Below are 24,758 nucleotides of genomic sequence, written 5' to 3'. Positions count from 1 at the left end.
GTCATTTCATTAATCATATCTATACACAGCCTGCTGGAAAGATATGATGTAATCTCAAATATTTAGCAGATTATTGTCTTGGAATATGGCGATGTCAGAACAGCAACAAAAAAAACTCAGCCAACAAGAAGTCATTCGTCTGGAGCGAGATTTAGCAAAATTCGCCAATATGATGGATTCGGTGGTGCGTATTCCGTTTACCAAGCAAGGGGTAGGGGCGGATGCCGCCTTAAGCACTATTCCTGTTGCCGGAGATGTAGCAGGTTTTGTTCTGACTTGTTATGCGATATATAAAGCCAAGCAGATTGGCGTACCACAAAGCAAACTCAAACCCGTTTTGAAGTTAGCCATGATGGATGCTGTAGTGGGTTTTATTCCAGTACTGGGAACCGTGTTTGATGTTTTTATCCGTCCAAGTCGTAAAGCCTTAAGCATTGTGCATGAGCATATTCGCGAGGAATATCAGATTCGTAGTGAATCGCATGTGATCCATCCATTTTTGCATGAGAGTCTTGAAAGCAAACAGCAGACTTCAGCATTCTGGCGGAATCCGGTTGTGGCCTGGATCTGGTTGCATTTACCTGATCTGTTGGGCGCAGTCTTTTTAGTATTGTTGCTGATGGCGATGTGGCTGGGATTCAGTTGGTTATGGCAATGGTGGCAAACATTGAGTATTTAAAGCTGGACAAAAGATAAATCAACGCTATTGCTGTGTATATAGCGCTCATAAGTGGCGTAAATCATATTAATTATAATGACAGTCCTATATGGGATCTCCATCCCATAAAAAAAGCCTCCATGATGGAAGCTTTTTATATCCCGTTTATCTAAACAGATTATGGGCAATTTAACTGTTGTAATGCAGCCACACGTTGTTCAATTGTAGGGTGGGTCTGGAACAAAGCAGCCAAGCTAAAACCTTGTTCTTTACCTTCCGCAATTGCAAACGCTTTCATCTCTTTAGGCATTTGATCTGGCAGTTCTGATTCTGCCTGTAAACGCAGTAATGCTGAAATCATGGCTTGTTTACCAGCGAGGCGTGCACCGGCTTCATCGGCACGGTATTCACGGTGACGCGAGAACCACATCACGATTGCAGAAGCCAGAATACCAAACACGATATCCAGAACGATGGTAATGGCAAAATAAGCCAGTCCCGGTGCTTCGCCGTCTTCACGACCAAAGACATTACGGTCAATAAAGTCACCAACGACACGGGCAAAGAACATGACGAAAGCATTGACTACACCTTGAACGAGAGCAAGAGTAACCATGTCACCATTGGCAACGTGACCAATTTCATGCGCGAGTACCGCACGAAGTTCGTCTTTATTCATACGTTCAAGCAAACCTGTTGAAACAGCAACTAAAGCGTCGTTTTTGTTCCAGCCGGTGGCAAAAGCGTTAGATTGATAAGAAGGGAAGATGCCCACTTCTGGCATATTAATACCAGCGCGTTGTGATAATTGAGCAATTTCTTGTAATAACCATGCTTCTGCTTGATTGCGAGGAGCATTCGGGTCAATTAACTCTGTCCCAGTCGATTTTTTTGCCATCCATTTCGACATAAATAGCGAAATGAGCGAGCCAACCATACCAAAAACAAAACAGATGACCAGTAGGTTGCCTAGATTTAAGCCACCCGCACCATGGTAACTACCGACACCGAAGAGCGACAAGATAATGCCAGCTACAACCAGTACCGCGAGGTTGGTTAGCAAGAACAAACCAATCCGCATCATTGAGAAAATCCTCTTATAATAGAAAAATAATCTGATTTATAAATCAAAAATCATCTTTGTAAATATGAGGCGTAAGTCTTAAAAATTCAAGGAAAAAATTGACTAATTCTGTTTCAGGAATTTTCCTTAAAAAAGAAAGCTTTTAATCCGCGATCGAAATTTTAGCAGAAGCAGTGGCATGTGCTGTGGCATATGAGCCTGGTGCATCCGTGAAGCTGCCATCAGAAGCCATAATGATTTGACGCTGTGAACTATAACGTGGTGTTGAAGGCGTGGATGCTGATTCATAATGTTCAGACCGGGCAACAACTTTACCAGCATCAACACTATGGTTGCTTGAACTGGAAATACTGCCTAAGCCATTGGAGTATAAGTTACTAAAACGGCTGCTGACTCGACGTACATAATCCTGCGTTTCCCTGAATGGTGGAACACCGCCGTATTTGGCCACATTACCTTCACCAGCATTATAGCTGGCAAGAACCAGTGAAGTATTGCCATTAAATCGTTTCATGAGCCAGGACAAATATTTTGCACCACCCATAATATTTTGATAAGGGTCAAAAGCATTGGACACGTTAAAACGTCGTGCGGTCGCAGGCATGAGCTGCATCAAGCCTTGAGCACCGACAGGCGAGCGGGCGTTGACATTAAAGCCAGACTCAGTGTGCATGACTGCCTTGATTAAACCTTCTGAGATGCCATGCTGCGAGGCAGCCTGCTTAATAATCTGGTCAAAAGCGTTTTTATTGCGACTATAACTAGGAAGTACCGAGGCTTCGGAAGAGCCCCAGTTACTATAACTATGGATATTGCTGTCAGGATAGTAAGTCTTTTTTTCGACTTTCAAATGGTTATAGCGCCCCTTTTTATTGGTTAATAAGGTGGTGCCATTGGATTCTTTTAGCTGGTATATGGTTTGGCCGGCATAACTGGTCGATGCAACAGAACTTACTGCCACACACCCCAGAAAATAAAATCCAATTTTTACAAAGTTATTTTTCATTTTTATAAATAGAAAACATCTGCTCCATACAGTACAAGTGGAGTTTAACAAAAAAAAACAAGATGGAAAGCATTGCTACAATAATTTCTCTAAGAGTTTGTAAAAATCAAGTGCCAATTGTAGAGATAGTAATCAAAAAAAATTTTAATTTTTTTTTAATCAGGATAACTTGACACTATTAAGGCATTGATTTTAAATAAAAATAAAATTGATCAAAAAATGATCAATTTAAATAAAAGCCTTAAATAATAGGACAGACACCTTGTCAAGTGTTTTAAAATCCACAAAGTTATCCACAGGTTTTGTGGACAACTGTGGAAAAGTACAAATGGTAAGCATTGTGGCTAAAAAATGAACTCTAACGTTCAAAATTTCAATCAACTGTTTGTATGAAAAGTCAATTAATCTGCGGTTTTTAGAAATTACATTCTTTTGATGCTTGTTGAGTCTGAATCGGATAAAATTGCCCGGTATTTTTATTTATGGGTAAATCTCGTCTATGTACTCGCCAGTTGAGTCCGAACAAGGATTTAATTTTAAACCTGAACTGCCAACTAGTTCGGCATATTACCGTTTGTTGAAAAAGCTTCGCCGTCAAGTCGGTCATGCCATTCGTGATTTTAAAATGATCGAAGATGGTGACAAGGTCATGGTGTGTATTTCTGGTGGTAAAGACAGTTATACCTTGCTAGATATTTTGTTGCAGTTTAAACGAATTGCACCGATTAATTTTGATGTAGTTGCGGTAAATCTAGACCAAAAACAGCCCGGTTTCCCGGAAGATGTATTACCGCGTTATTTAGAAGAAAATAACATTCCGTATTATATTCTGGAAAAAGACACCTACAGCATTACCAAAAAATTAACTCCTGAAGGCAAGACCTACTGCGCCGTGTGTTCACGTTTACGTCGTGGCTCACTCTACGGTTTTGCTCAGGAAATTGGCGCGACTAAAGTGGCTTTAGGTCATCATCGTGATGACATTATGGCAACGTTTTTCTTGAACCTGTTCCATGGGGGCAGCTTGAAAGCCATGCCGCCAAAATTGTTGTCATCTGACAAAAAGAACATCCTGATTCGTCCACTGGCCTATGTGGAAGAAAAAGACATCATCAAATATGCAGAAATGCGTCAGTTCCCAATTATTCCGTGTAATTTATGTGGTTCACAAGAAAACCTGCAGCGCGCGATGATTAACAACATGTTGCGTGAATGGGATGCTCAATATCCGAAGCGTTTACACAGTATTTTTGGTGCCATGCAAAATGTTTCGCCTTCACAACTGGCGGATCGTGAACTGTTTGACTTTGAAGCTTTGGATGAACAACGTGAAATTGATTTTACTGGTAGTTGTTCAACTGAAGAAGAGGGGCAAAACAAACGCATCAATATGGTCAACTTAGGTTTTGCTGCTGAATAATGTGAGCTAAAGGCACCAATTTTAGGATTGGTGTCTATTTTATATATATGATTTATTTGATGAATGTATTAAAAATATAAAAATTGAACGTATCGTGCAAAAAACGTTAAGCAGAAAATAAATTTACATGCTATAACAGGCTTCAAGCATCATAGCTTCACAAAGATGTTGTCTGGATAGGCGACACAAATGCACAAATAAATTGAGGAAAGATCATGCCTGCCTTTTTAACTGATGATTGGTTTTCAACTGTAGAAACATTAACTGCACAAGCGGGTGATTTAAACTTGCCACCTGCACTTGCAAATTTAGCCATCAACCTGGTGGTGTCAGATGCACAAGGCAATACAGAATTGTCTTTAGATGGCGGTGCAATCAAAAAAGGTCTATCTTCAAATGCGAAAACCACCTTGAATATGGATGGTGAAACCCTGCGCAAAGTATTCCTGGAGTTTGACATGGCTGCAGCTATGCAAGCTTTCATGACAGGAAAAATTAAAGTTCAAGGCGATATGTCGCAGTTGATGGCTTTACAAACAGCTCGTCCAAGCCAGGAACAAAAAGATTTATTTAAGAAAGTGCTTGAGCAAACAGCTTAAGATATTTTCAAATGAAAAAAAGCTTACCCTAGGGTAAGCTTTTTTTTATTTAGAAGAGATTAAATGTTCACTAACTGTGAAGTCTTAATATGTTCTAAATAAGCCCGAATACGGGTCACATATTGTACCGCTTGACGGTAACGACCATTGCTCGCCTTGTTTTGGTCTAAATAGCTATACAGGTTTACCCAGTTATTCGGATTTTTACCTTGAGCACGAATACGATTTTGAATCTGATCAACTGCACCAGGTCCCATATTGTAAGCCACTAGCGCATACCAGTTACGATCTGGGAATGGCACGTCCTGATAGCGGTCTAGCATCTGGTCGTAATATTTCGCTCCACCTTCAATACTTTGCGTTGGGTCAGTTCGGTTACTTACACCCATGGCTTTGGCAGTACTGTTGGTCAGCATCATCAAACCACGTACACCTGTTGGCGAAACTGAATTCGGTTTGAGATAAGATTCCTGATAACCGATGGCTGCCAATAAATGCCAGTCTAAATCATACTTTTGTGCAGTATTTTGAAAACTGGCTTTATAAATTGGCATACGCTGATTCAAATCACGCTGTATGCTATCCCAAGATTGTTCTTCCACGACATTCTGGTTATAGAACGATGCCAATTGACGAATGGCACCTGATTGTTTGCCCTGACAGACGAAACCGCTTGCCGTTTGAGTCAATGGATCATCTGCATGCTTAAAGACCCAGTTCAGGTTGGTATTTAAACCATTCTTTTGCAGACTGCCCATGTCACCACAGGTTGCTGAAAAAGAGGTCAAACGCTTTTGTTCAATAGAACGGACATCGGCAGTGGTCATGGCAAAGTTGGCTTTACCTTGCGAAACCCATTTTAATGCAGTGGCATTATCCGGTACCGTTTTAAACACCAGCTTGACGTTTAAGCTGTTGGCATAGTTACGCGCCAGGTCATAACCAAAACCATGTAGATGTTCACCATCTTGAAAAACTGTAGTCGGGTTTTCAACTGAAACCACGGTCAGTTGTTTACCATTGACGACAGAATCATATTGGTACGATTTACTTGCATTGAGACTGTGAAACGGAAATAACAGTGTCGTAAATGCAAGAATTTTTAAGGAGAAGGAAGAAGTTAATGGTTTAAGGCAAAGCCTCGCCCCAGAAGTTGAACTACTGTGCATGTTGTCTCCGCTACAAGTAATTTATGCCCTAAAAAGCAAAGGCGCACAGCCTCAGACTTTTACAAGTTTGATAAATTCAATAAGGGTTGGGCAGTCATGACGTCATTCAAAATGACATAGGATTAAAAGGAGAATAATGTAGAATTTCTACATAGATTAAAAAATAAGCGATTTAAAAAACATGCGCGCATAATAAGGCTGAAAAATAGGCTTGTCAAATTTTGTACGAAAACTTTTAAAGATATGTAACATAAAAGACTAATTTTATTGAAGAATTAATTTTATAAACTTTAGTTGTGTGTAAATAGCGGATAAAATAGCCCATTCTTGTAAGCAAAATGTAAGCATAACTTCAAAAAACATCATGAAATCTAACTTAATTACACGTGCCGGACACGATAAATTGGTCGCGGAATTACAACATTTGTGGCACGAAGAACGACCAGAAATTACCAAGAAAGTGAATTGGGCAGCCAGTCTCGGCGATCGATCGGAAAACGCGGATTACCAATACAACAAGCAATTGTTACGCAAGATTGACCGCCGTGTCCGTTACCTGGGTAAACGTTTAGAAGAGCTGCGTATTATTGATTTTGCCCCAGAGCAGGAAGGTAAAGTGTATTTTGGCGCATGGGTAGATATTGAAAACGAGGACGGGGAACAAAAAACCTTGCGTATCGTGGGGGTGGATGAAATTTATGATCATCATCCACAGCATATTTCCATTGATTCGCCGATGGCCCGCGCTTTACTGGGCAAGCAGGTAGATGATGAAGTAAAAGTCTTGACGCCATTGGGTGAAAAACTGTGGTATGTGAATGAAATTCGTTATGAAAAGCCTGAAAATTCAGCGAATTAACAAGTTTTGTTTTTATTTTAAGCGATTGGTGTGAAAAACATGGAAAAGTATTTGCCAAGATAGGATTTTATTTATATCATAGCCGCCATTGGAAGCGTGGCAGAGCGGTTTAATGCACCGGTCTTGAAAACCGACGAGGGTGCGAGTCCTCCGTGAGTTCGAATCTCACCGCTTCCGCCAAATACCTAAATAAGCCCTTGTTTTTACAAGGGCTTATTTTTTGTCTGTAGTTTTACCCCTCAACCTACCCCTCATCAAATTTTGGATTGGATTGATTTCTTTTGGTAGTATTTGGAAGATTAAGGAATATAGTTTAATAAGCTGTATTTAAATCTAACTATATTCTTATTCAAACATTTCATAATTCTAAATATTTTCACTATTCATTCGCTTAGCTTGCTTGACGCTATATAACGTGCAGATTATCCTTAGCCTGCTGACCTACATCGTCAGTCGGTTTTGACAGACCGTTTACACACAAGCACATCAAAAAAGTAATTTTTTGGTGGCGAACTCGTTCGTCCCCCTTCGTTGCGGTAGGGCGAGGGAGGGACGCCTTGTGCGTGCTGATTCTTGTGTGTCAGTCTGTCAACCCTTTCTCGTTCTGCCACCATCAATTGACAGTGATTCTGGTAGAACTCTTTCACACAAGGAGTACGCCATGCGCTTACATCAAGACCGTCTTTTATATTTCTCTTTTTTAATGTGTGTGCTCGATCTACACCACAGGGGTAATGTGACCTGATGCTGTGTATTTCATGCATTGCTGTGTCGATCACTTTCTAAGAATAAAACTTTTTCAAGTACATATTACCGATATGAAGATGAATCTCTCATGCTGTTTTGAGGGGCGTAGATTTGTGTGCTTTATCGTCTATAACACTTCAAAAAAACATAGATATTCATTCCAACATTTATGACATGGGGAACACTGCGTCTGATTAAGCCCAAGACCAGTGATGCCTATAAAAAAGAGAAAATGATGATGTTTAAAACTTTCCTAAAAACTGCCCTTATTTCATCACTACTTGCAGGCGCATCATTGGCGCAGGCAGGCTGGTTTGCACAAGCCAGTGAATCCTACCTTGTTCAAGCACGTCATACAGGCGGTGGGGTTTATCAATGTCTTTATAAAACCAATCCTGGCAACCGTGGTTGGCGTAATTTCACGGTGAACTTTCAAGGTGGTTGTCCACGTTTTGTTCACTTTAATGCGCAGAATGGTCAAGTCACTGTGCCCAACTAAATGATGGGAACATTCAAATGACCCAAAAAACCATATTGGGCTTGGCGGCAATCTTAGCCCTGACCTTGATCAGCATCGCAGGCTTCTACTTCTTTAGCCCTAAACACACAACTGAAAAAACGGTTCCAGCCAGTACTTCTGAGGTCAGCTCTGCACAACCTTTAGAATGCGCCAGTTCAGAAGCAGTATCCACTGTGATTGCAGCGGCAGAAGTGGATGGGATCGATGTCAAAGAATTGACCACGGGAAGCAAGCGTCTGAGTCCATCAGATCATGAACCTGAATTGCTGAGTTTTGAGTTTGATCAAAACCTTAAGGCGGTGGATACCTTACTGTCGATGCTGCCTTATGATGAACTGCCTGAATTTGAGCAGGACAATATAGACAAGTATCAGCGCTATATCTTTGCCAAAGCCGCAAAAGATACAGGCAAATCAGTGCAAGACTTTAGCTTGCAAGAACATGGCGCACTGGAGTCGGAGCAAGCGGGTAATCGCTACTACGTTTATAAATTTGATAACGGCACAGACTGTGAAATCTATTTGGCCAGCATTGATTTAAATACAGGCGATTATGGCGTGAGCTATAACTACTGCTAAGGATGAACTTGATGAAGCAACTTTTAAAACCCTTACTCTTCGCAGTGACTACAACGACAGGCATCATGTTGAGTGGCTGTAATGCAGGTCTTGATCCAAACACGTTTACGGTCGAACTCGATGTAATTGATACCAGTAACTGGTATGCCCAAAATCAGTCCGCTACGGTATTGACCATCCGTTCCAATATTGCAGAGCCTATCGATGTCAGCCATGTTTCTGTCAATCATGGACAATGCCGTTATGAAGGCTATCGTCGATCATTGGAATATCCGCAGCATTTTAAGATGGGGCAACGTTTAAGACTGAAATTAACAGACTGTAGCTACAGTAATGTGGTGCAGGTTGATGTCGAAACAGATAAAGGCACTGCAAGCTATAGCTTTCAATAGCGACTCTCCTCGCCAAAGTAAAATTTAAATCAAACCGTGTCCTCAATGGGCACGGTTTTTTTATGCCCTCAATTCAGCTTTTCGTACCCAATTCATTTAACAAGGAATATTCAATGTCCTTAATTCAATGCCCCTATTGTCAGTCCACCCATGTCAGACAGACTGATTCAAGTCATGCAAACGCCAACTATTTCGAACAACTGCAACGCTGTATTTCACCGACACAGATGGCGCTGTTCGGCATGCAGCTTGCCAAAAAGGCAGGATTCCCGCCTTTTACAGGCGCAGCCATCGGTGTTGTGGTGGGTGGTGTATTGGTTATTGTCAGTCAGTACTGCTATGAAAAATATTACAGCAATGCCGAGCAGTATCTCTGTTTGGATTGCCAACAAACGTTTGCATGGGTGCCGTAATCGCATCTCTGACTTTACACGGTTACATCTTTGAATAGATGGATTGTTTAAACCCTTACAGCACATTTCTGCATCTTTACATCTTTCACTTTTATTTAAGGAATAATCAAAATGGCACATCAAATTGAACAAATGGCGTATGTCGGACAAACCCCGTGGCATGGTCTAGGCAATCAACTTAGCCCAAACCAACCGATTGAAGTCTGGGCCAAGCAAGCAGGTATGGATTGGCGTATTGAATCATCCAATGTCAGCTACATGGCTAAAAATGATCGTGGACAAAGCATCATTATGCCGTATGAAGAACAACGGGTACTGTACCGTTCAGATACCCATGCTCCTTTATCGGTGGTGAGTCAGCGTTATCAAGAAGTCCAACCGATGGAAATTCTGGAGTTCTACCGTGATCTGACTGAGCAATCAGGCTTTGAACTGGAAACCGCAGGTGTCCTAAAAGGTGGGAAAAAGTTCTGGGCTTTGGCACGTACAGGACAAACTGCAGAATTGAAAGGTGGAGATGTCAGCAATGGCTATATTCTGCTAGCAACCGCATGTGATGGCACTTTAGCCACCACCGCACAATTCACCAACATCCGTGTGGTGTGTAACAACACTTTAGCGATTGCTTTAAAAGGACAGAGCTCAAGTACAGGCGTGGTCAAAGTACCGCACAGTACCAAATTCGATGCCGACAAAGTCAAAGATCAACTTGGTATTTCAGTGAAAACATGGTACGACCACATTTATGAAATGAAACAACTCACCCAACGTAAAGTCACCCAGAAAGAAGCAGCAGCTTATTTTGATGCGGTATTTAATAATAATAGCCTAAGTGCGATGGAACAGGAGGATAACATTATTCAGTACTACCGTAATGTCGCGTCTCAAGCCAATCCACAACCCAATAAAACTGAACCGAATGGACGTGCCATGACCAAAGTCATGAATATGTTTAATGGGCAGGGACGTGGGGCAGATTTATCTTCAGCCAAAGACACCGCCTATGGATTACTTTGTGCGATCACAGAATTTGTGGATCATGAACGTCGCGCGATGAGTACCGATCACCGCCTTGACTCTGCTTGGTTTGGTGCAGGGGCAGCATTGAAACAACGTGGATTAGAACAAGCTTTACGCTTAGCGGCTTAAGCTGAATTTAATCTTGAAACTTTACCATCAGGGCATGTGATCCGTACGATCAAGTGTCCTCCTAATCAACGATCCCTCTTTGCCACATCTTCGGATGTGGCTTTTTTTTATGCTGTTTTAAAATCAATGATAGAAGGATAAACCCATGAATCAGATTATAAACCCAACAGTAACGTCTCAATCTCAGTATTTACCAACTGTAGCCAATGACAAGCTTAAACAAAGTCAATCAGGTTCAAAACGCAGCTTAAATGCCAAACGTCTGATCAACACCAAACAATTGGACTATCAGGCATGGCTTGAAGTGCGTAAACAGGGGATTGGTAGCAGTGATGCCGCAGCCGCCTGTGGCTTGAATCCTTATATGTCGATGCTGGAACTGTGGATGATCAAAACAGGACGGGTACAGCAAAACATTGATGATGAAAGCTCAGGACATGCACCTTTATATTGGGGCAAGCAGTTAGAACCCTTGGTGGCAGAATACTACAGCATGCACACCAATAATAAAGTGAGACGAGTCAATGCGGTGTTACAGCATCCTGATCCTGATAAAGCCTTTATGTTGGCAAACTTGGATTATGCCGTGGTGGGCAATGAAGACGTGCAAATCCTAGAATGCAAAACCGCGGGGGAATATGGTGCCAAACTGTGGCGAGATGGTGTGCCGTTATACGTGTTGTGTCAGGTACAACATCAACTGGCGGTGACAGGCAAGCAAGCGGCACATATTTGTGTGTTGCTGTGTGGACAGGAAACCAAAATCTACAAAGTCAGTCGTAATGAAGCTTTGATTGAACAGATCATTCAGGCAGAACGATTATTTTGGGAATGTGTTGAAAATGACGTTCCACCAGCAGTGGATGCCAGTGAATCGGCAGCCAAAGCTTTACAACAGCTCTATCCTGAACATACCCCACTGAGCTGTGTTGATCTAACGGAGGTCGAACTTGCCAATGAACTGTTTGATCAGTTGATAGAGGAAAAACAGCAGATTGAACAACACCAAAGCCAGTTTGATCTACTCAAACACCGTGTTCAGGCACTGATGCAGGAACATGAACGTGCCGTATTTCAGCAAGGTTCAGTGACATGGAAGAAGAGCAAGGACAGTATTAGCCTAGATACCAAGTCCTTACTTCAGCACCAACCTGAAATCATCCAACAATACCCATTGCAGAAAGCAGGCAGTCGTCGTTTCAACATTTATCAAGATTAGCTTAAAGCCTAGAGCCAAACACTCAGCAAGAAGAAACCTTAAATCCCGTGCAGCCCTGCATGGGATTTTTTATGCCGATTTTATTTTAAGGACACAGGGCAACACACCTAAACATCTCAACGACAGAGGAATTTCAACATGATTAAAGGCTTAGCAATCACACCACCCATCTTGGGACGGATCAGTATTGGCCGTGTAATAGAAAAGAATGGCAAGCGTCTGCCAGAGAAAGACGATCAGTTCACCATTACCAGTCAAATACAGGGTAAGGACAGTTGGATTAAACACCCCTTGGATGAGCAATTGCGTAGTCAGGCACCGAATCAAAAACTGCGTAGCATTCCTGTGCGTATGATCTTCAATGATCCTGAACTCAATCTTCGAGCTGAATATAGTTTATTTGACCGACAGACAGGTCGCCCGATTTGTGTGGGGAATGGTCAGACCTGCCAACGCATTACATCACAAGGTGTAGAGCAACATCCTTGTCCATCCCCAGACTTATGCCCACTTGGACAAGGCGGGCACTGTAAGCCTTATGGACGCCTACATGTCAATTTAGGCGAAGCCGATGAGTTTGGGACTTTTATTTTTAGAACCACAGGCTTTAACAGTATTCGCACTTTGGCTGCACGTTTGAATTACTACCATGCAGCTTCAGGTGGTTTGTTGTCGTGTTTACCATTGCAGCTCACCTTGCGTGGGAAAAGCACCACCCAAAGCTATCGTCAGCCTGTGTATTACGTGGATTTAACGTTACGGGAAGGTGTGGATTTGCAATCCGCGATACAGACAGCCAAGGAGATTGACCAACAAGGTAAGCAGGCAGGGTTTGATCAGGCTGCATTAGATCAGATTGCGCGGCAGGGTTTTGCCAATGCCATATTTGAGGTGCATGCAGAGGAGGGGATGGAATTGCTAGAGGAGTTTTATCCAAACAATGACAGTGCTGTAGATACAGAGCATTCAGCGCAATTGGGCTATGTGCAGGAGATTCAGCAGGGGTTGCAGAAGAGTGTTAGAGCTGTGAATTGAGCACAGTTGAATTATCTAGTCAGCTTGGTAAGTCAATTAATGGATTCTGAACAAGTTGGCTAGTCACTAATTGAAGGGAGCTTTGGCTCCCTTATTTTTTAGTCTGGTAGGGTAAGACATGATTCAAATATTTGAATTAATAGCTGCAAATTACCATAAAAGCCTTCAATATTTGCTTGTACCCATTGTTCTTTAGAGTTGATTTTCGACCAATCAATGCCATAGCCACAGTAGGCAATTAGGTGTTCAAAGAAGATACGTTGGGTACGTCCATTACCCTCACGAAACGGATGGATGACATTGAGTTCGCAATACAAATCAGCAAGTTTAGGTATAAATTCTTCTAGTTCTAGGCTTTGAAAATAATTCTGTTGCTGAAGTGGATTAAGTAATTTATTTATTTCAATTTCAATACGGGAAAATGTACAAAAGCGAGTATCACCTTTAGAGATATCAATTTTCCGAAGTTGTCCAGCCCATTCATACAAGTCACCAAAAAGCTGTGCATGGATAGATTGTAAGTATTGCAAATCGTAAGGCGGTTCCGCATATTCAATTAAGCTACTCGATAAGCCTGATAGTTCAAGTTCCGCTTGTTCTAAAACCTGCTCATCACGGATATTCAGCTTGTTTTTTAGAATATTTGTCCCTGAATAGCAATATAGGCTATCCTCTAGTTCCCCATACTTATCCATAGCCGTACTCAGTTAGCTTTCTGGTTGTGAATACTTTTTATATTTTTGCAAAATTTGCGCTTTGCTTAGTTGGGTTAGATTACCTGATGTGGTAATCCCTTCAAGCTTGAGGCTGGCTTGGTAGTTTTGCAAACGCGTCTCTTGAATATATTTTTTTTTCTGTTCGGTGGTCTTAAGCATTTTGAGACTCCATCAATTTAACAATTAAAATAAGTATAGCAGAGAATCCAGCCATACATCAGTGCGACAAATCATGTCTTTTTAACACCGAAGTTCGCTAAAAAACTTGATTTTTTGCTAAACTCCTTCTGCTTATCGATTTTAGACTTTATTGCATTGTTTATGCGCAACACGAAAGAGATTGAATAGCGCATATGCAGCTCGAATCTACAGCTTTTTAACATATGAACAATCTCTCATACTCTTTTAAGTTGTTTTATTTAGGAAGGTGCATTAGGGGATTAAGCTGAGCTGTAAAGTTTTAAAACCCACGAGCTAGACTTTCTTAACAACGATTTTTTAGGATGTTTCCATGACCAGTACCCAACAGCGCGCAGCACTGCAACGCCAAATTTGGCAGATTGCCAACGATGTCCGTGGCGCAGTGGACGGTTGGGACTTTAAACAATATGTATTGGGTACGCTGTTTTATCGCTTTATTAGTGAAAACTTTTCCAGTTATATAGAAGGCGGTGACGACAGCATTCAATATGCTGAACTTTCTGATCAAGTCATTACGGCAGAGATCAAAGATGATGCGATTAAAACTAAGGGGTATTTCATCTACCCAAGCCAATTATTTAGCAATATTGCCAAAGGTGCTAATACGAACGAAAGTCTGAATACCGATTTAGCTGCTATTTTCGCTAGTATTGAAAGTTCAGCCAATGGCTATCCGTCGGAGCAGGATATAAAAGGGTTATTTGCTGACTTTGACACCACCAGCAACCGTTTGGGCAATACCGTTAAAGATAAAAATATCTGTTTGGCTGCTGTGCTCAAGGGCGTAGCTGGGCTGGATTTTGGTGACTTTAATACCAGTCATATTGACCTGTTTGGTGATGCGTATGAGTTTCTAATTTCTAACTATGCTGCCAATGCAGGTAAATCAGGTGGTGAGTTCTTTACGCCACAGCATGTATCTAAATTAATTGCTCAGTTAGCCATGCATAAACAAACAACGGTCAATAAAATTTATGACCCTGCTTGCGGTTCAGGTTCTTTGCTTTTACAAGCCAAAAAACACTTTGACGCTCACATTATCGAAGACGGTTTTTTTGGACAAGAGCTGAATCATACTACCTACAACCTTGCACGTATGAATATGTTTTTGCATAACATTAACTACGACAAGTTTAATATCCAGTTAGGTGACACCTTAAGAGAACCACACTTTGGCGATGACAAGCCATTTGATGCGATTGTGTCTAATCCACCGTATTCGGTGAAATGGATTGGTTCGGATGACCCCACTTTAATTAATGACGAACGCTTTGCTCCCGCAGGTGTGCTTGCACCGAAATCTAAAGCTGACTTTGCATTTGTGTTACATGCTCTGAGTTATCTTTCAAGTAAAGGACGGGCTGCGATTGTCTGCTTCCCAGGGATTTTTTATCGTGGTGGAGCTGAGCAGAAAATTCGCCAATATCTAGTTGATAATAACTATGTTGAGACAGTGATTTCACTTGCACCAAACTTGTTTTATGGGACGACAATTGCTGTAAATATTCTGGTGCTTTCTAAACATAAAACTGATACAGCCATTCAATTTATTGATGCTAGTGGTGAAGATTATTTTAAAAAAGAAACGAATACCAATGTTCTGACTGAAGTGCATATTGAAAAAATCATGCAGGTGTTTGACAGCAAAACTAATGTAGATCATTTTGCTAAGTCTGTGGCTTTTGAGGCGATTCAAGCAAATGAATACAATTTGTCTGTCAGTAGTTATGTTGAAGCTAAAGACACCCGTGAAAAGGTGGATATTGTCCAACTGAATGCTGAGCTAAAAACGACGGTGGCTAAAATTGACCAACTTCGTAAAGAGATTGATGCGATAGTGGCGGAGATTGAAGGTGAGGACATGGCATGAGCAACGTAAAATTTTTAGAAAAGTTGCTGGATGGAAAGACAGTTGAATGGAAAGCCTTGAGAAAAGTCACTTTACCTACAAATAATATTAGATGGCGTGATACAGATGATACCTATCGCTATATTGATTTGACATCAGTGGATCGAGAAACCCTTACTATCACTGAAACTATCGAGATATCCGCAAAAAATGCACCAAGCCGAGCACAAAAACTTGTAGAAGAAAATGATGTTATTTTTGCAACGACTCGTCCAGCTCAACAGCGCCTAACCTTGATTGGTGCTGAGTTTTCTGGACAAATAGCTAGTACTGGCTATTGTGTTTTGAGGGCAAAAATTGATGAAGTTTTACCAAAGTGGATTTACTATAATATTGCCTCTAAAAATTTTAAAAATTATGTTGAAGAAAACCAAAGTGGTTCAGCGTATCCAGCAATTTCAGATACCAAGGTGAAAGAATTTCGAATTCCGATTCCTGCTTTATCAGTTCAAACCGAAATCGTCCGAATTTTAGATGCATTTACCGCTATGACTGCGGAGCTGACTGCGGAGCTGACTGCGGAGCTTAAACTAAGAAATCAACAATATCAATATTTTAGAGATAAGTTGTTGACATTTGATATGGGCGAAGCACAATCGTCTTCGGACGAGATCGGACGAGATCGGACGAGATCGGACGAGATCGGACGAGATCGGACGAGATCGGACGAGATCGGACGGCGGATAGAGGTTGAATGGAAGACTTTGGGAAATATTGGTGAATTTACCTACGGCTATGCAGCGAAAGCTCAAGATTCTGGAGATGCCCGCTTCGTGAGAATTACAGACATAAATGCAAATGGTAAACTGATACAAGAAGAACCAAAGTATGTGAATATTTCTGACGAAAATGAAAAATATTTTCTAAAGAAAAATGATTTACTCATGGCTAGAACAGGTGCAACTTTCGGCAAAACAATGATTTTTGAGGAGGAGTATCCTGCAATTTATGCAGGATTTTTAATTAAATTAAGCTTTGATGAGAAAATCGTTAATCCAAAATATTATTGGCATTTTGCACAAAGTGACTTATTTTGGGATCAAGCTAATAAATTAGTTTCAGGCGGAGGGCAGCCACAATTTAATGCCAATGCCCTTAAACAAGTTAAATTACCCATTCCACATCCTGACGATGCTAATAAATCTTTAGCCGAGCAACAGCGTATAGTATCTATTCTTGATAATTTTGATGCTTTGGCTAACTCTCTTACCGAAGGTTTACCGCGTGAAATTGAACTGCGTCAAAAGCAGTACGAGTATTATCGTGATTTACTGTTAAGTTTCCTCAATCATCAGCCTAAGTGCATTGACATCTGCGGAGTAAAACATGGATAAAATTAGTCAAGTTAAACAACTCATCGGTGAAATTAATCGCTTGCATCATCATTTTTCCAAGGATTATTTTGAACAAGGAAAAATTGAGAAAATTAACTTGTCTAAAACCATTCGACATGTGCCTGTTTCGCATATTTATAAATATCGCTTAACTTTGCATGAGAGCATCAATGATTATCTGATGACCGCGGATATAGACATCAAATATTTTTATCGTGTCAAAACCCGTGAAAGTATTGATGACAAAATCCAGCGCTATTCTGCTCGTGAAGACCAATACCCTGTAAACAATTGGCTGAATGATATTTTTGGTGCACGTATTATTTTGACGACTGAAGAAATCAACAGCGTGATGGATTTGCTAGATGACTGGCAAGATGAACTAAACCTTAAAAACTGGTATTTGCAGGACAAAGAAGGCTATCGAGGTTTACATATTTACTTTAAAAACAGAAGTAATTTTTATTTTCCTTGGGAATTGCAAATCTGGAATCACGATGATATTCAAAGCAATATTGAAAATCATGAAAAATTTAAACGCAACTTTATCTAAAAACTAACAATTACTTTGAACTATTTTACTTGATAAAAAATTTGTGGAATCAAAACCATGACCAACTATAAACCGATTGCTGAAACCAATAATTTTATTGTCTTAGACAAATATTGCAAAGAATGGCAAGCGGTGGACAGCTACCAAAGCGAAGGGGATTTAGAGCGAGAGCTGATTCAAGACTTGGTTAATCAAGGTTATGAATATCTACCTGCTTTAAACAATGCTCAAGCAATGCTAGTCAATGTACGTGAGCAACTGCAAGTATTGAATGGCGTACAGTTTTTAGATGGCGAATGGTTGCGTTTTGTTGAAACTTATTTGGATAGACCAAGCGACAGTATTATAGATAAAACCCGCAAAATTCATGATGATTATATTCATGATTTTGTCTTTGACGATGGACGTATTCAAAACATCTATCTGCTAGATAAAAAGAACATAGCTCGTAATAAAGTGCAGGTGATTAAACAGTTTGAACAAAAAGGCAGTCATGCAAACCGTTACGATGTCACCATTTTGGTCAATGGCTTACCATTGGTACAGATCGAACTCAAAAAACGGGGCATTGCCATTCGTGAAGCCTTTAATCAGGTACACCGTTATAGTAAGGAAAGCTTTAATAGTGAAAACTCCTTGTATAAGTACCTACAGTTGTTTGTGATTTCCAATGGCACGGATAGCCGTTATTTTGCCAATACTACAGCACGTAATAAAAACACATTTGATTTCACCATGAACTGGGCGAAAGCAGATAACAGTTTGATTAAAGATTTAAAAGATTTTACTGCGACTTTCTTTCAAAAAAATACTTTACTGAATGTGCTGTTGCATTACTCAGTGTTTGATGTCAGTGATACTTTATTGGTGATGCGCCCTTACCAAATTGCTGCGACTGAACGCATTTTGTGGAAACTCAAAAGTTCGTATCAGGCGAAAAGCTGGAGCAAAACGGAAAGTGGCGGTTTTATTTGGCATACCACAGGCTCAGGTAAAACTTTAACAAGCTTCAAAGCCGCACGTTTGGCAACTGAGCTAGATTTTATTGAGAAGGTTTTTTTTGTGGTGGATCGTAAAGATCTCGATTATCAGACCATGAAAGAATACCAACGTTTTTCGCCTGATAGCGTCAATGGTTCGGACAGTACCGCAGGTTTAAAAGCAAATCTGGATAAAGATGATAATAAAATTATTGTCACTACTATCCAAAAGCTAAACAATCTGATGAAAAGTGAAGCTGACTTGCCAATTTATAATAAGCAAGTGGTATTTATTTTTGATGAATGTCACCGTAGCCAGTTTGGTGAAGCGCAGAAGAATCTGAAAAAGAAGTTTAAAAAGTACTATCAGTTTGGTTTTACAGGCACGCCCATTTTTCCGCAAAATGCGCTGAGTGCTGAAACCACGGCGAGCGTGTTTGGTCGTGAACTACATGCTTATGTTATCACTGATGCAATCCGTGATGAAAAAGTGCTGAAGTTTAAAGTGGATTACAACGATGTACGTCCACAATTTAAAACGATTGAAACTGAACAGGATGAGAAAAAGCTCACAGCAGCGGAAAACAAACAAGCCTTATTGCATCCTGATCGTATTCGTCAGATTAGCCAGTACATCCTGAATAATTTCCGCCAGAAAACTCACCGCCTGCAAGCAAGCAGTAAAGGTTTTAATGCGATGTTTGCCGTTAGCAGTGTAGAGGCAGCAAAGCTGTATTATGAATCGTTGAATGACTTACAGAAAAATAATGATAAACCGTTAAAAATTGCCACGATATTTTCCTTTGCAGCCAATGAAGAACAAGATGCTGTAGGTGATATTCAAGATGAAAGTTTTGATGTCTCAGCCATGAACAGCAGCGCAAAAGAGTTTTTAAATGCGGCAATTGTTGACTATAACAGTTTGTTTAAAACTAACTTTAGTGTGGATAGTAAGGGCTTTCAAAATTATTATCGTGACCTAGCCAAACAAGTCAAAGCTAAAGAAATAGACTTGCTCATTGTGGTCGGTATGTTTTTAACTGGTTTTGATGCGCCAACATTGAATACATTGTTTGTTGATAAAAACTTACGTTATCACGGTTTGATGCAGGCTTATTCACGTACCAACCGTATTTATAATGCGACTAAAACCTTTGGCAATATCGTTACCTTCCGTGATTTAGAGCAAGCAACCATTGATGCGATTACCTTGTTTGGTGATACAAATACTAAAAACGTGGTGCTCGAAAAAAGTTACACGGAATACATGCAAGGCTTTACAGATGTTGTTACAGGTGAAGCACGTCGGGGCTTTGTAGATGTGGTAACAGAATTAGAGCAGCGCTTTCCAAATCCCGATGCAATTTTCAAAGAATCAGACAAGAAAGCTTTTGCGAAACTCTTTGGTGAATATTTGCGTGTCGAAAATGTGCTGCAAAACTATGATGAATATGCCAGTTTAAAAGAACTACAAACCGTGGATATGAATGACTCTGAGGCAGTGGAAGCATTCAAGAATAAGTATTACTTAAGTGATGAGAGCCTGACTGCGCTACAAAGCATTCAAATGCCTGCTGAGCGGAAAATTCAAGATTACCGATCTACTTATAACGATATCCGTGACTGGATACGTCGGGAGAAGTCGGCAGAACATAAAGAAAAATCAAGCATTGATTGGAATGATGTGGTTTTTGAAGTGGACTTGCTCAAATCACAAGAAATCAATTTAGATTACATTCTAGAGCTAATTTTTGAGAACAATAAAAAAGTGAAGGATAAAGCCTCACTAGTTGAAGATGTACGTCGCGTGATTCGTGCCAGCATTGGCAATCGTGCCAAAGAAAGTTTGTTGGTCGATTTTATTAATCAAACTGATTTAGATCAGATTGGTGATAAGGCCAGTGTGATAGATGCTTTTTTTACTTTTGCTCAAGTAGAGCAACAGCGTGAAGTAAAAGAGTTGATCGATGATGAGAAGTTGAATGAAGATGCAGCGAGACGTTATATTGCGACCTCGCTGAAACGGGAATTTGCCAGTGATAATGGCACTGAGCTCAATGCTATTCTGCCTAAAATGAGTCCATTAAACCCACAATACTTAACCAAAAAGCAGAGCATTTTTCAAAAAATAGCAGCGCTGGTTGAAAAGTTTAAAGGGGTTGGAGGGAGTATTTACCATGATATATCAAGAACTTCAAATTTCTAATTTATCAGTTGTTTATATGGGAAATATATAAAAATTCTCGCTACCTTTTATGGATAAAATACCCCCCTGATTTAACAGGGGGGTATTTTTAGTTTCGTGAGAATTTAATGATCTCCGCAGATTTGCTTGATTGCGTTAAACTTTCAAGTTGATTCGATTTGATGGTTGTGGGCTTCATATTAATTATTTGACCAAAATCATCATCTAGAAAGCCTTTGGGTAATCCCGCTAACAGTTCTAAATGTTTTTTTAGGCCGAATTTATCAATAATATTAGCTTTATCGAATCCTCCTTGTTCAAGCAACATCTTGATCGTATTTTTAAGTAGATTAGGCTCTTCAGGAGTAGTTTCAGTATCGTAAGGTTCTGACTTTGTATAACCACGATAACGGTAACTTCTCCAAAGCTTAGAATACTGATCTTCAGAAATAATATTTAAATCCTTAGCTTTATATATCATTGCAGCTAAAGAAATCCCCCAACGCTTTTTAAGTAACATCAGGGATTCTAATGAAATACGACTTCTCGTTTCCGCAATGAAGGCTTTCGTTGGAAATAAAAAACAATTGGCGAAATAGTGAGCTTGTTTTTCAAGCTTATCGAACCAATTTTTCTTATCTTCCTCAGTGAGATATCTATGCATTACGATATGGCCTAACTCATGTGCTAAATCAAACCTACTCCTAAAGTAGTTATGTTTATCGGCAGCAATAAAAATATAAGGCTTATCATTAATCCAAGCGGATGTACCATCCATCTCTTCATAACCAATCTCAAATCTAGCAACTACAAGACCAGCACGTTCCATACGTTTCATTAAATTTGGGATAGGGGAAGAGCCTAATCCCCAATGAGTACGTAATTGCTCCGCCAGTAACTGAATTTTTCCATCATCCAATGATAGAGCCTCTTCTCTAGATAGAGCTGTAATCAAATCAACTTTAGGAAAAGAGATCCATTCATCTGCGATAGCATGTACTTCTGCTAAATTCATTAGCATTGCATTAGATCTAAAACAAGGTGCTTTAAGCACACGTTTTTTTGCACGATTTAGAAATAAAGGGTTACCGTAATTTGGAATTTTACGAATAAACCAATGTAAAGGAATGCCTAAAGCCTCAGCTAGATTATTCAGTACCTCTGGCTGAGGGCTATGAGTACCATCTTCCCACTTTGTAACAGTAGATGGTGCTACATCAATCATTGTAGCCAAAGCAGTCTTACTTAAGTCATCGTACATTTGACGGGCAAGTTTCAACCTTTCTGGCTCGAACTTATCTATACCCAACATCCTCTGTACCTCCAATATTTACTCAGTTGAAGCGCGAGAATCATCATCAGCTTGTTCAAGGCGCTTCTTGATCGCGAGTATAGGTTCTTCTGCGACTTCAGTCATTGGTTCTAAGGCAGATTTTTTAAGTTCTGCTAAACTAAAATGTAGAATAGGTCTGTTTTCAATTGGATGTGGAATTATGAAATCTAGATCGAGTAATTCAAAATCTGAATTCCAATAAGTGGTTACACAAACAAATAGTAAGTCATCAAGCTCTGCTTCTTCACTAAGAAGAGCTTTAATTAAAAGATCACTTTGATGATCTTTTACAAGACCAATATTTGACCGAGCTTGTTCTATATAAAAATGAGCATTTCTAGTATTTTTTGAATCTCTTCTAGATATAACGACATGACAAGAGTTGGTTGTCATCTGCACAAATTGATGACCTTTGGGTTTTGTATCTTCAACCGAAGCTCTGTGACCAGCATCTATTGCTGTACAGTTAAGAGCATCCATTATCAAACCTGGTTCATATTTTGGACTTTCTTGTTTCGCAAGTTCTGGAGAGTCAAAAATTTCTTGAATAAAAATATCTTTTTCTAATAGTTTATTTTTTATAGAAAACTCTAGGTTGTCTAAAAAAATATTACCAAATTCATGAGCGATTCGGCTTTGAATGTGTGGACGGAGCTCATTAATATCCATAAGTTTAAGACTCGAATGATTTTGTCAAAATGTATCATGTTTTTTTCGTATGATGTATGTATTTTATGTTTTATTATTTAAAATTATTCTATATGAAGTACAAAGGTCAGTACCTAAACTGACCTAAGATAGGTTCAAAAAGCACTAAAAACCATTGGATACCAACGTAGAGTGGCATATTTCTTGAACTCTTTTGCGACAGGAAAGTCAAAAATTACGCCATCTCCTGTATAGAGTAATGGTTCGCAAGGCGCAAACTTCAGTTTATTTTCTTTTATTAGGGTATTGATTGACTCAATAAATTCCATCGTTACATTCGGCCAGAACAATAAGTTAAAACTTTCTTGTCCGAAATGTTCATTTCCCTTTATTTCAGGAAACTGATTTTGTAACTCTACAAATGAAACATGACCGTTCATTTTTTTTACAAAGGCTAAAATTTTTTCTTTCATTTTTTCTTTGTTGAAATAGGGAGGGTACTTGAGTCTAAAAATTTATTTGGTTTTGTGCAATATAGTTTGTCGTTCAAAAGCAAAGCATAGATGAACAATGTTGAGTTCAAAGGCGGTCATTAGCTAAGGGGATATATCATTTGATGAGAGCGTTGCTTTAGGTTGGCTATTCTTCCACAATCAGGCAATATAGGGGTAATTTGATATAGCTTAAGTAGCTTGTTGGAATGTGGATAACTTAAGACATATCAACAACAAATAAAAACACTATTTAAATTTTCTACAATTACACCAATTTTGCACCATAATAATTTCTGATTTATTTATTAGATTGATATTTAATATGTTTTTTTATTTTTATGTCCAATCCATCATTAAAACAACTTAGTAATAAATTATATTAAATAATATTAATGGGATAGCTAGTGAACATAAACCCAACGAGCTATATAGCTCGTTGGGTTTATTTAGCTTATATCAACCGTATTGATGTTCAATTCGCACAGTAGCCCTATCCCCATCTACACGCATCCAATAGTCAGTACCGTAAAGATGTGCCTTTAAACGATTTAACCTTGGAGCAATGCCTGACTGATTTAAATCGTAAAAGTTTAAATGCTGCCCTTGGAACATTGGAGCTACACCAGCATTCATTGATGGCACGTCACCATAAGAAATACTGTGAGTAATCGTATTTTCAAAAAATGGATGAACAGTTTGGAATAATTCTGTATCAGTCCAATTATCCATATCTGTGTATTCTTTTTTCACAAAGAAAATCAGCCTTTTACTTATATCACCGATAATATCGATCTCATTTTTAGACAGGATGCCAATCACATCGTTTGAATCTTTGTTCAGCCAGACCGCTTTTATGATTGGCTCTACAAGATCAGCCAACATTTCATTCTCCGTTTGACCTTTGAATTGTTCATCGCCGAATTGAGGCATTTTCCCTGAAGCTGTTTTCAATTGGACAACAATAGAGTGAACTTCGAACCTTGGAGATTCATCAATCATTATATCGATAAAGCGATTGATATCACCTTGAGATTTTACATACATGGCTCGCCAAGAGTTAAATATGGTGGTGCTGTTACGCGTACCACATCGAACCTTAAAGTCTGAAAAACAGGTATCTACAGCTTTTTCATAGTATTCACGATTTAAAAACTGACCACTGGAAAGTTGGTGTGCAGTCAAGGTTTCAGCCATGAGTTTAATCAATGGATTGACCGTCATATTCCTAAAGCGTCCATTCACAAAGGGATTAAAGGTGTAATCGTGTATAACTGGTATCACCAATTGCCCTAACTTGGTTAGGTATAAATCAGGAAACCCAGTTGGCATCCCAGTGGGTTGATGCGTAAAAATTTTTAGGTTCTTTGCTGAACGTATTTTTTTTGCCATGGTGTTATACATTGAAAGTGCAACTGGCTGTATATGCGGTGGATAATTGGTAAAGCCTCGATTTCCAGCTTTGGTCACATGATTCAGCATTTCCAGAGAATCAAATTGTTCTTGGGCAGTTAAAATATCACGGGCATGGATTGGCATGAGTGTCTCCCATATCATAAG

The 24,758-nt window shown here is 39.7% G+C and carries 24 protein-coding genes and 1 tRNA gene; 16 read left to right on the top strand and 9 right to left on the bottom strand.

Annotated elements, in window-relative coordinates:
• The first annotated feature begins 91 nt into the window (after window positions 1–91).
• Window positions 92–679 carry a DUF4112 domain-containing protein gene (locus FB6_RS08985; RefSeq protein ID WP_174559676.1) on the top strand — a complete coding sequence of 196 codons (588 nt, stop codon included), beginning with the start codon at window positions 92–94 and terminating at the stop codon, window positions 677–679.
• A gap of 157 nt (window positions 680–836) precedes the next feature.
• On the opposite strand, the gene htpX is transcribed toward FB6_RS08985, so the two are convergent.
• The gene (gene htpX, locus FB6_RS08980) at window positions 837–1,742 is read right to left on the bottom strand and encodes a protease HtpX (protein ID WP_174559675.1); all 906 of its coding nucleotides are present in this window, start codon (window positions 1,740–1,742) and stop codon (window positions 837–839) included.
• A 142-nt stretch (window positions 1,743–1,884) separates the two neighbouring features.
• Entirely contained in the window at window positions 1,885–2,748 is an 864-nt protein-coding gene (locus FB6_RS08975; protein ID WP_174559674.1) for a lytic transglycosylase domain-containing protein, read from the bottom strand.
• A gap of 499 nt (window positions 2,749–3,247) precedes the next feature.
• On the opposite strand from FB6_RS08975, the gene ttcA reads away from it, so the two are divergent.
• Together ttcA and FB6_RS08965 are read left to right on the top strand one after the other, a co-directional pair.
• The gene (gene ttcA, locus FB6_RS08970) at window positions 3,248–4,168 is read left to right on the top strand and encodes a tRNA 2-thiocytidine(32) synthetase TtcA (protein ID WP_174559673.1); all 921 of its coding nucleotides are present in this window, start codon (window positions 3,248–3,250) and stop codon (window positions 4,166–4,168) included.
• 215 nt (window positions 4,169–4,383) lie between these two features.
• A complete protein-coding gene (locus tag FB6_RS08965) occupies window positions 4,384–4,767 on the top strand; it encodes an SCP2 sterol-binding domain-containing protein (RefSeq protein WP_174559672.1) in 384 nt (127 codons plus the stop codon).
• Window positions 4,768–4,826: 59 nt separating this feature from the next.
• Here the strand turns inward: FB6_RS08965 and FB6_RS08960 are convergent, their stop codons facing one another.
• Complete coding sequence (locus FB6_RS08960) at window positions 4,827–5,936, bottom strand: transglycosylase SLT domain-containing protein (protein ID WP_174559671.1); 1,110 nt, start codon at window positions 5,934–5,936, stop codon at window positions 4,827–4,829.
• 364 nt (window positions 5,937–6,300) lie between these two features.
• On the opposite strand from FB6_RS08960, the gene greB reads away from it, so the two are divergent.
• From greB to FB6_RS08915, 9 genes are all read left to right on the top strand, one after another.
• Window positions 6,301–6,795, top strand: a complete 495-nt coding sequence (gene greB / locus FB6_RS08955; protein WP_174559670.1) for a transcription elongation factor GreB — start codon at window positions 6,301–6,303, stop codon at window positions 6,793–6,795.
• Between the two features lie 90 nt (window positions 6,796–6,885).
• A tRNA-Ser gene (locus tag FB6_RS08950) sits at window positions 6,886–6,975 on the top strand.
• An 805-nt stretch (window positions 6,976–7,780) separates the two neighbouring features.
• On the top strand, window positions 7,781–8,041 hold the full coding sequence (locus FB6_RS08945) for a hypothetical protein (protein WP_002126044.1): 261 nt from the start codon (window positions 7,781–7,783) through the stop codon (window positions 8,039–8,041).
• Between the two features lie 17 nt (window positions 8,042–8,058).
• Complete coding sequence (locus tag FB6_RS08940; protein ID WP_174559669.1) at window positions 8,059–8,640, top strand: hypothetical protein; 582 nt, start codon at window positions 8,059–8,061, stop codon at window positions 8,638–8,640.
• 11 nt (window positions 8,641–8,651) lie between these two features.
• Window positions 8,652–9,032 carry a hypothetical protein gene (locus FB6_RS08935; protein WP_002058070.1) on the top strand — a complete coding sequence of 127 codons (381 nt, stop codon included), beginning with the start codon at window positions 8,652–8,654 and terminating at the stop codon, window positions 9,030–9,032.
• A gap of 113 nt (window positions 9,033–9,145) precedes the next feature.
• Window positions 9,146–9,445 (top strand): hypothetical protein, encoded by a 300-nt coding sequence (locus FB6_RS08930; protein ID WP_079548918.1) that lies wholly within the window; start codon window positions 9,146–9,148, stop codon window positions 9,443–9,445.
• A gap of 111 nt (window positions 9,446–9,556) precedes the next feature.
• A complete protein-coding gene (locus FB6_RS08925) occupies window positions 9,557–10,594 on the top strand; it encodes a DUF932 domain-containing protein (RefSeq protein ID WP_174559668.1) in 1,038 nt (345 codons plus the stop codon).
• Between the two features lie 145 nt (window positions 10,595–10,739).
• Window positions 10,740–11,813 carry a YqaJ viral recombinase family protein gene (locus FB6_RS08920; RefSeq protein WP_174559667.1) on the top strand — a complete coding sequence of 358 codons (1,074 nt, stop codon included), beginning with the start codon at window positions 10,740–10,742 and terminating at the stop codon, window positions 11,811–11,813.
• A gap of 138 nt (window positions 11,814–11,951) precedes the next feature.
• A complete protein-coding gene (locus FB6_RS08915; protein WP_174559666.1) occupies window positions 11,952–12,848 on the top strand; it encodes a recombination directionality factor in 897 nt (298 codons plus the stop codon).
• Window positions 12,849–12,946: 98 nt separating this feature from the next.
• Here the strand turns inward: FB6_RS08915 and FB6_RS08910 are convergent, their stop codons facing one another.
• Window positions 12,947–13,543: a putative adenosine monophosphate-protein transferase Fic gene (locus tag FB6_RS08910; protein WP_174559665.1), complete on the bottom strand. Its 597-nt coding sequence runs from the start codon at window positions 13,541–13,543 to the stop codon at window positions 12,947–12,949.
• A gap of 12 nt (window positions 13,544–13,555) precedes the next feature.
• Window positions 13,556–13,723, bottom strand: a complete 168-nt coding sequence (locus FB6_RS08905; protein WP_068791317.1) for a YhfG family protein — start codon at window positions 13,721–13,723, stop codon at window positions 13,556–13,558.
• Between the two features lie 352 nt (window positions 13,724–14,075).
• Between FB6_RS08905 and FB6_RS08900 the strand changes: the two genes are divergently transcribed.
• The 4 genes from FB6_RS08900 to FB6_RS08885 are packed head-to-tail and all read left to right on the top strand — an operon-like array spanning window position 14,076 to window position 20,747.
• Window positions 14,076–15,635, top strand: a complete 1,560-nt coding sequence (locus FB6_RS08900) for a type I restriction-modification system subunit M (RefSeq protein WP_174559664.1) — start codon at window positions 14,076–14,078, stop codon at window positions 15,633–15,635.
• Window positions 15,632–17,008, top strand: coding sequence for a restriction endonuclease subunit S (locus tag FB6_RS08895; protein ID WP_174559663.1), 1,377 nt, complete (start codon window positions 15,632–15,634; stop codon window positions 17,006–17,008). The genes FB6_RS08900 and FB6_RS08895 overlap by 4 nt, the downstream gene beginning before the upstream one ends.
• Entirely contained in the window at window positions 17,001–17,561 is a 561-nt protein-coding gene (locus FB6_RS08890; protein WP_174559662.1) for a GTP pyrophosphokinase, read from the top strand. Before FB6_RS08895 ends, FB6_RS08890 begins: the two co-directional genes overlap by 8 nt.
• 57 nt (window positions 17,562–17,618) lie before the next feature.
• Window positions 17,619–20,747: an HsdR family type I site-specific deoxyribonuclease gene (locus FB6_RS08885; RefSeq protein WP_174559661.1), complete on the top strand. Its 3,129-nt coding sequence runs from the start codon at window positions 17,619–17,621 to the stop codon at window positions 20,745–20,747.
• Window positions 20,748–20,835: 88 nt separating this feature from the next.
• On the opposite strand, the gene FB6_RS08880 is transcribed toward FB6_RS08885, so the two are convergent.
• The 4 genes from FB6_RS08880 to FB6_RS08865 form a co-directional block, all read right to left on the bottom strand.
• Window positions 20,836–22,038 carry a helix-turn-helix domain-containing protein gene (locus FB6_RS08880; RefSeq protein ID WP_161416856.1) on the bottom strand — a complete coding sequence of 401 codons (1,203 nt, stop codon included), beginning with the start codon at window positions 22,036–22,038 and terminating at the stop codon, window positions 20,836–20,838.
• An 18-nt stretch (window positions 22,039–22,056) separates the two neighbouring features.
• Complete coding sequence (locus FB6_RS08875) at window positions 22,057–22,728, bottom strand: hypothetical protein (RefSeq protein WP_174559660.1); 672 nt, start codon at window positions 22,726–22,728, stop codon at window positions 22,057–22,059.
• 134 nt (window positions 22,729–22,862) lie between these two features.
• On the bottom strand, window positions 22,863–23,180 hold the full coding sequence (locus FB6_RS08870; RefSeq protein ID WP_034679715.1) for a hypothetical protein: 318 nt from the start codon (window positions 23,178–23,180) through the stop codon (window positions 22,863–22,865).
• 477 nt (window positions 23,181–23,657) lie between these two features.
• Window positions 23,658–24,737: a hypothetical protein gene (locus FB6_RS08865; RefSeq protein WP_174559659.1), complete on the bottom strand. Its 1,080-nt coding sequence runs from the start codon at window positions 24,735–24,737 to the stop codon at window positions 23,658–23,660.
• Window positions 24,738–24,758: the final 21 nt, after the last annotated feature.

Source organism: Acinetobacter bouvetii, from assembly GCF_902753875.1.
GTDB lineage: Bacteria > Pseudomonadota > Gammaproteobacteria > Pseudomonadales > Moraxellaceae > Acinetobacter > Acinetobacter bouvetii_A.
The sequence above is the reverse complement of the archived record's forward strand: the minus strand, read 5'-3'. Positions and strand labels throughout refer to the sequence as shown.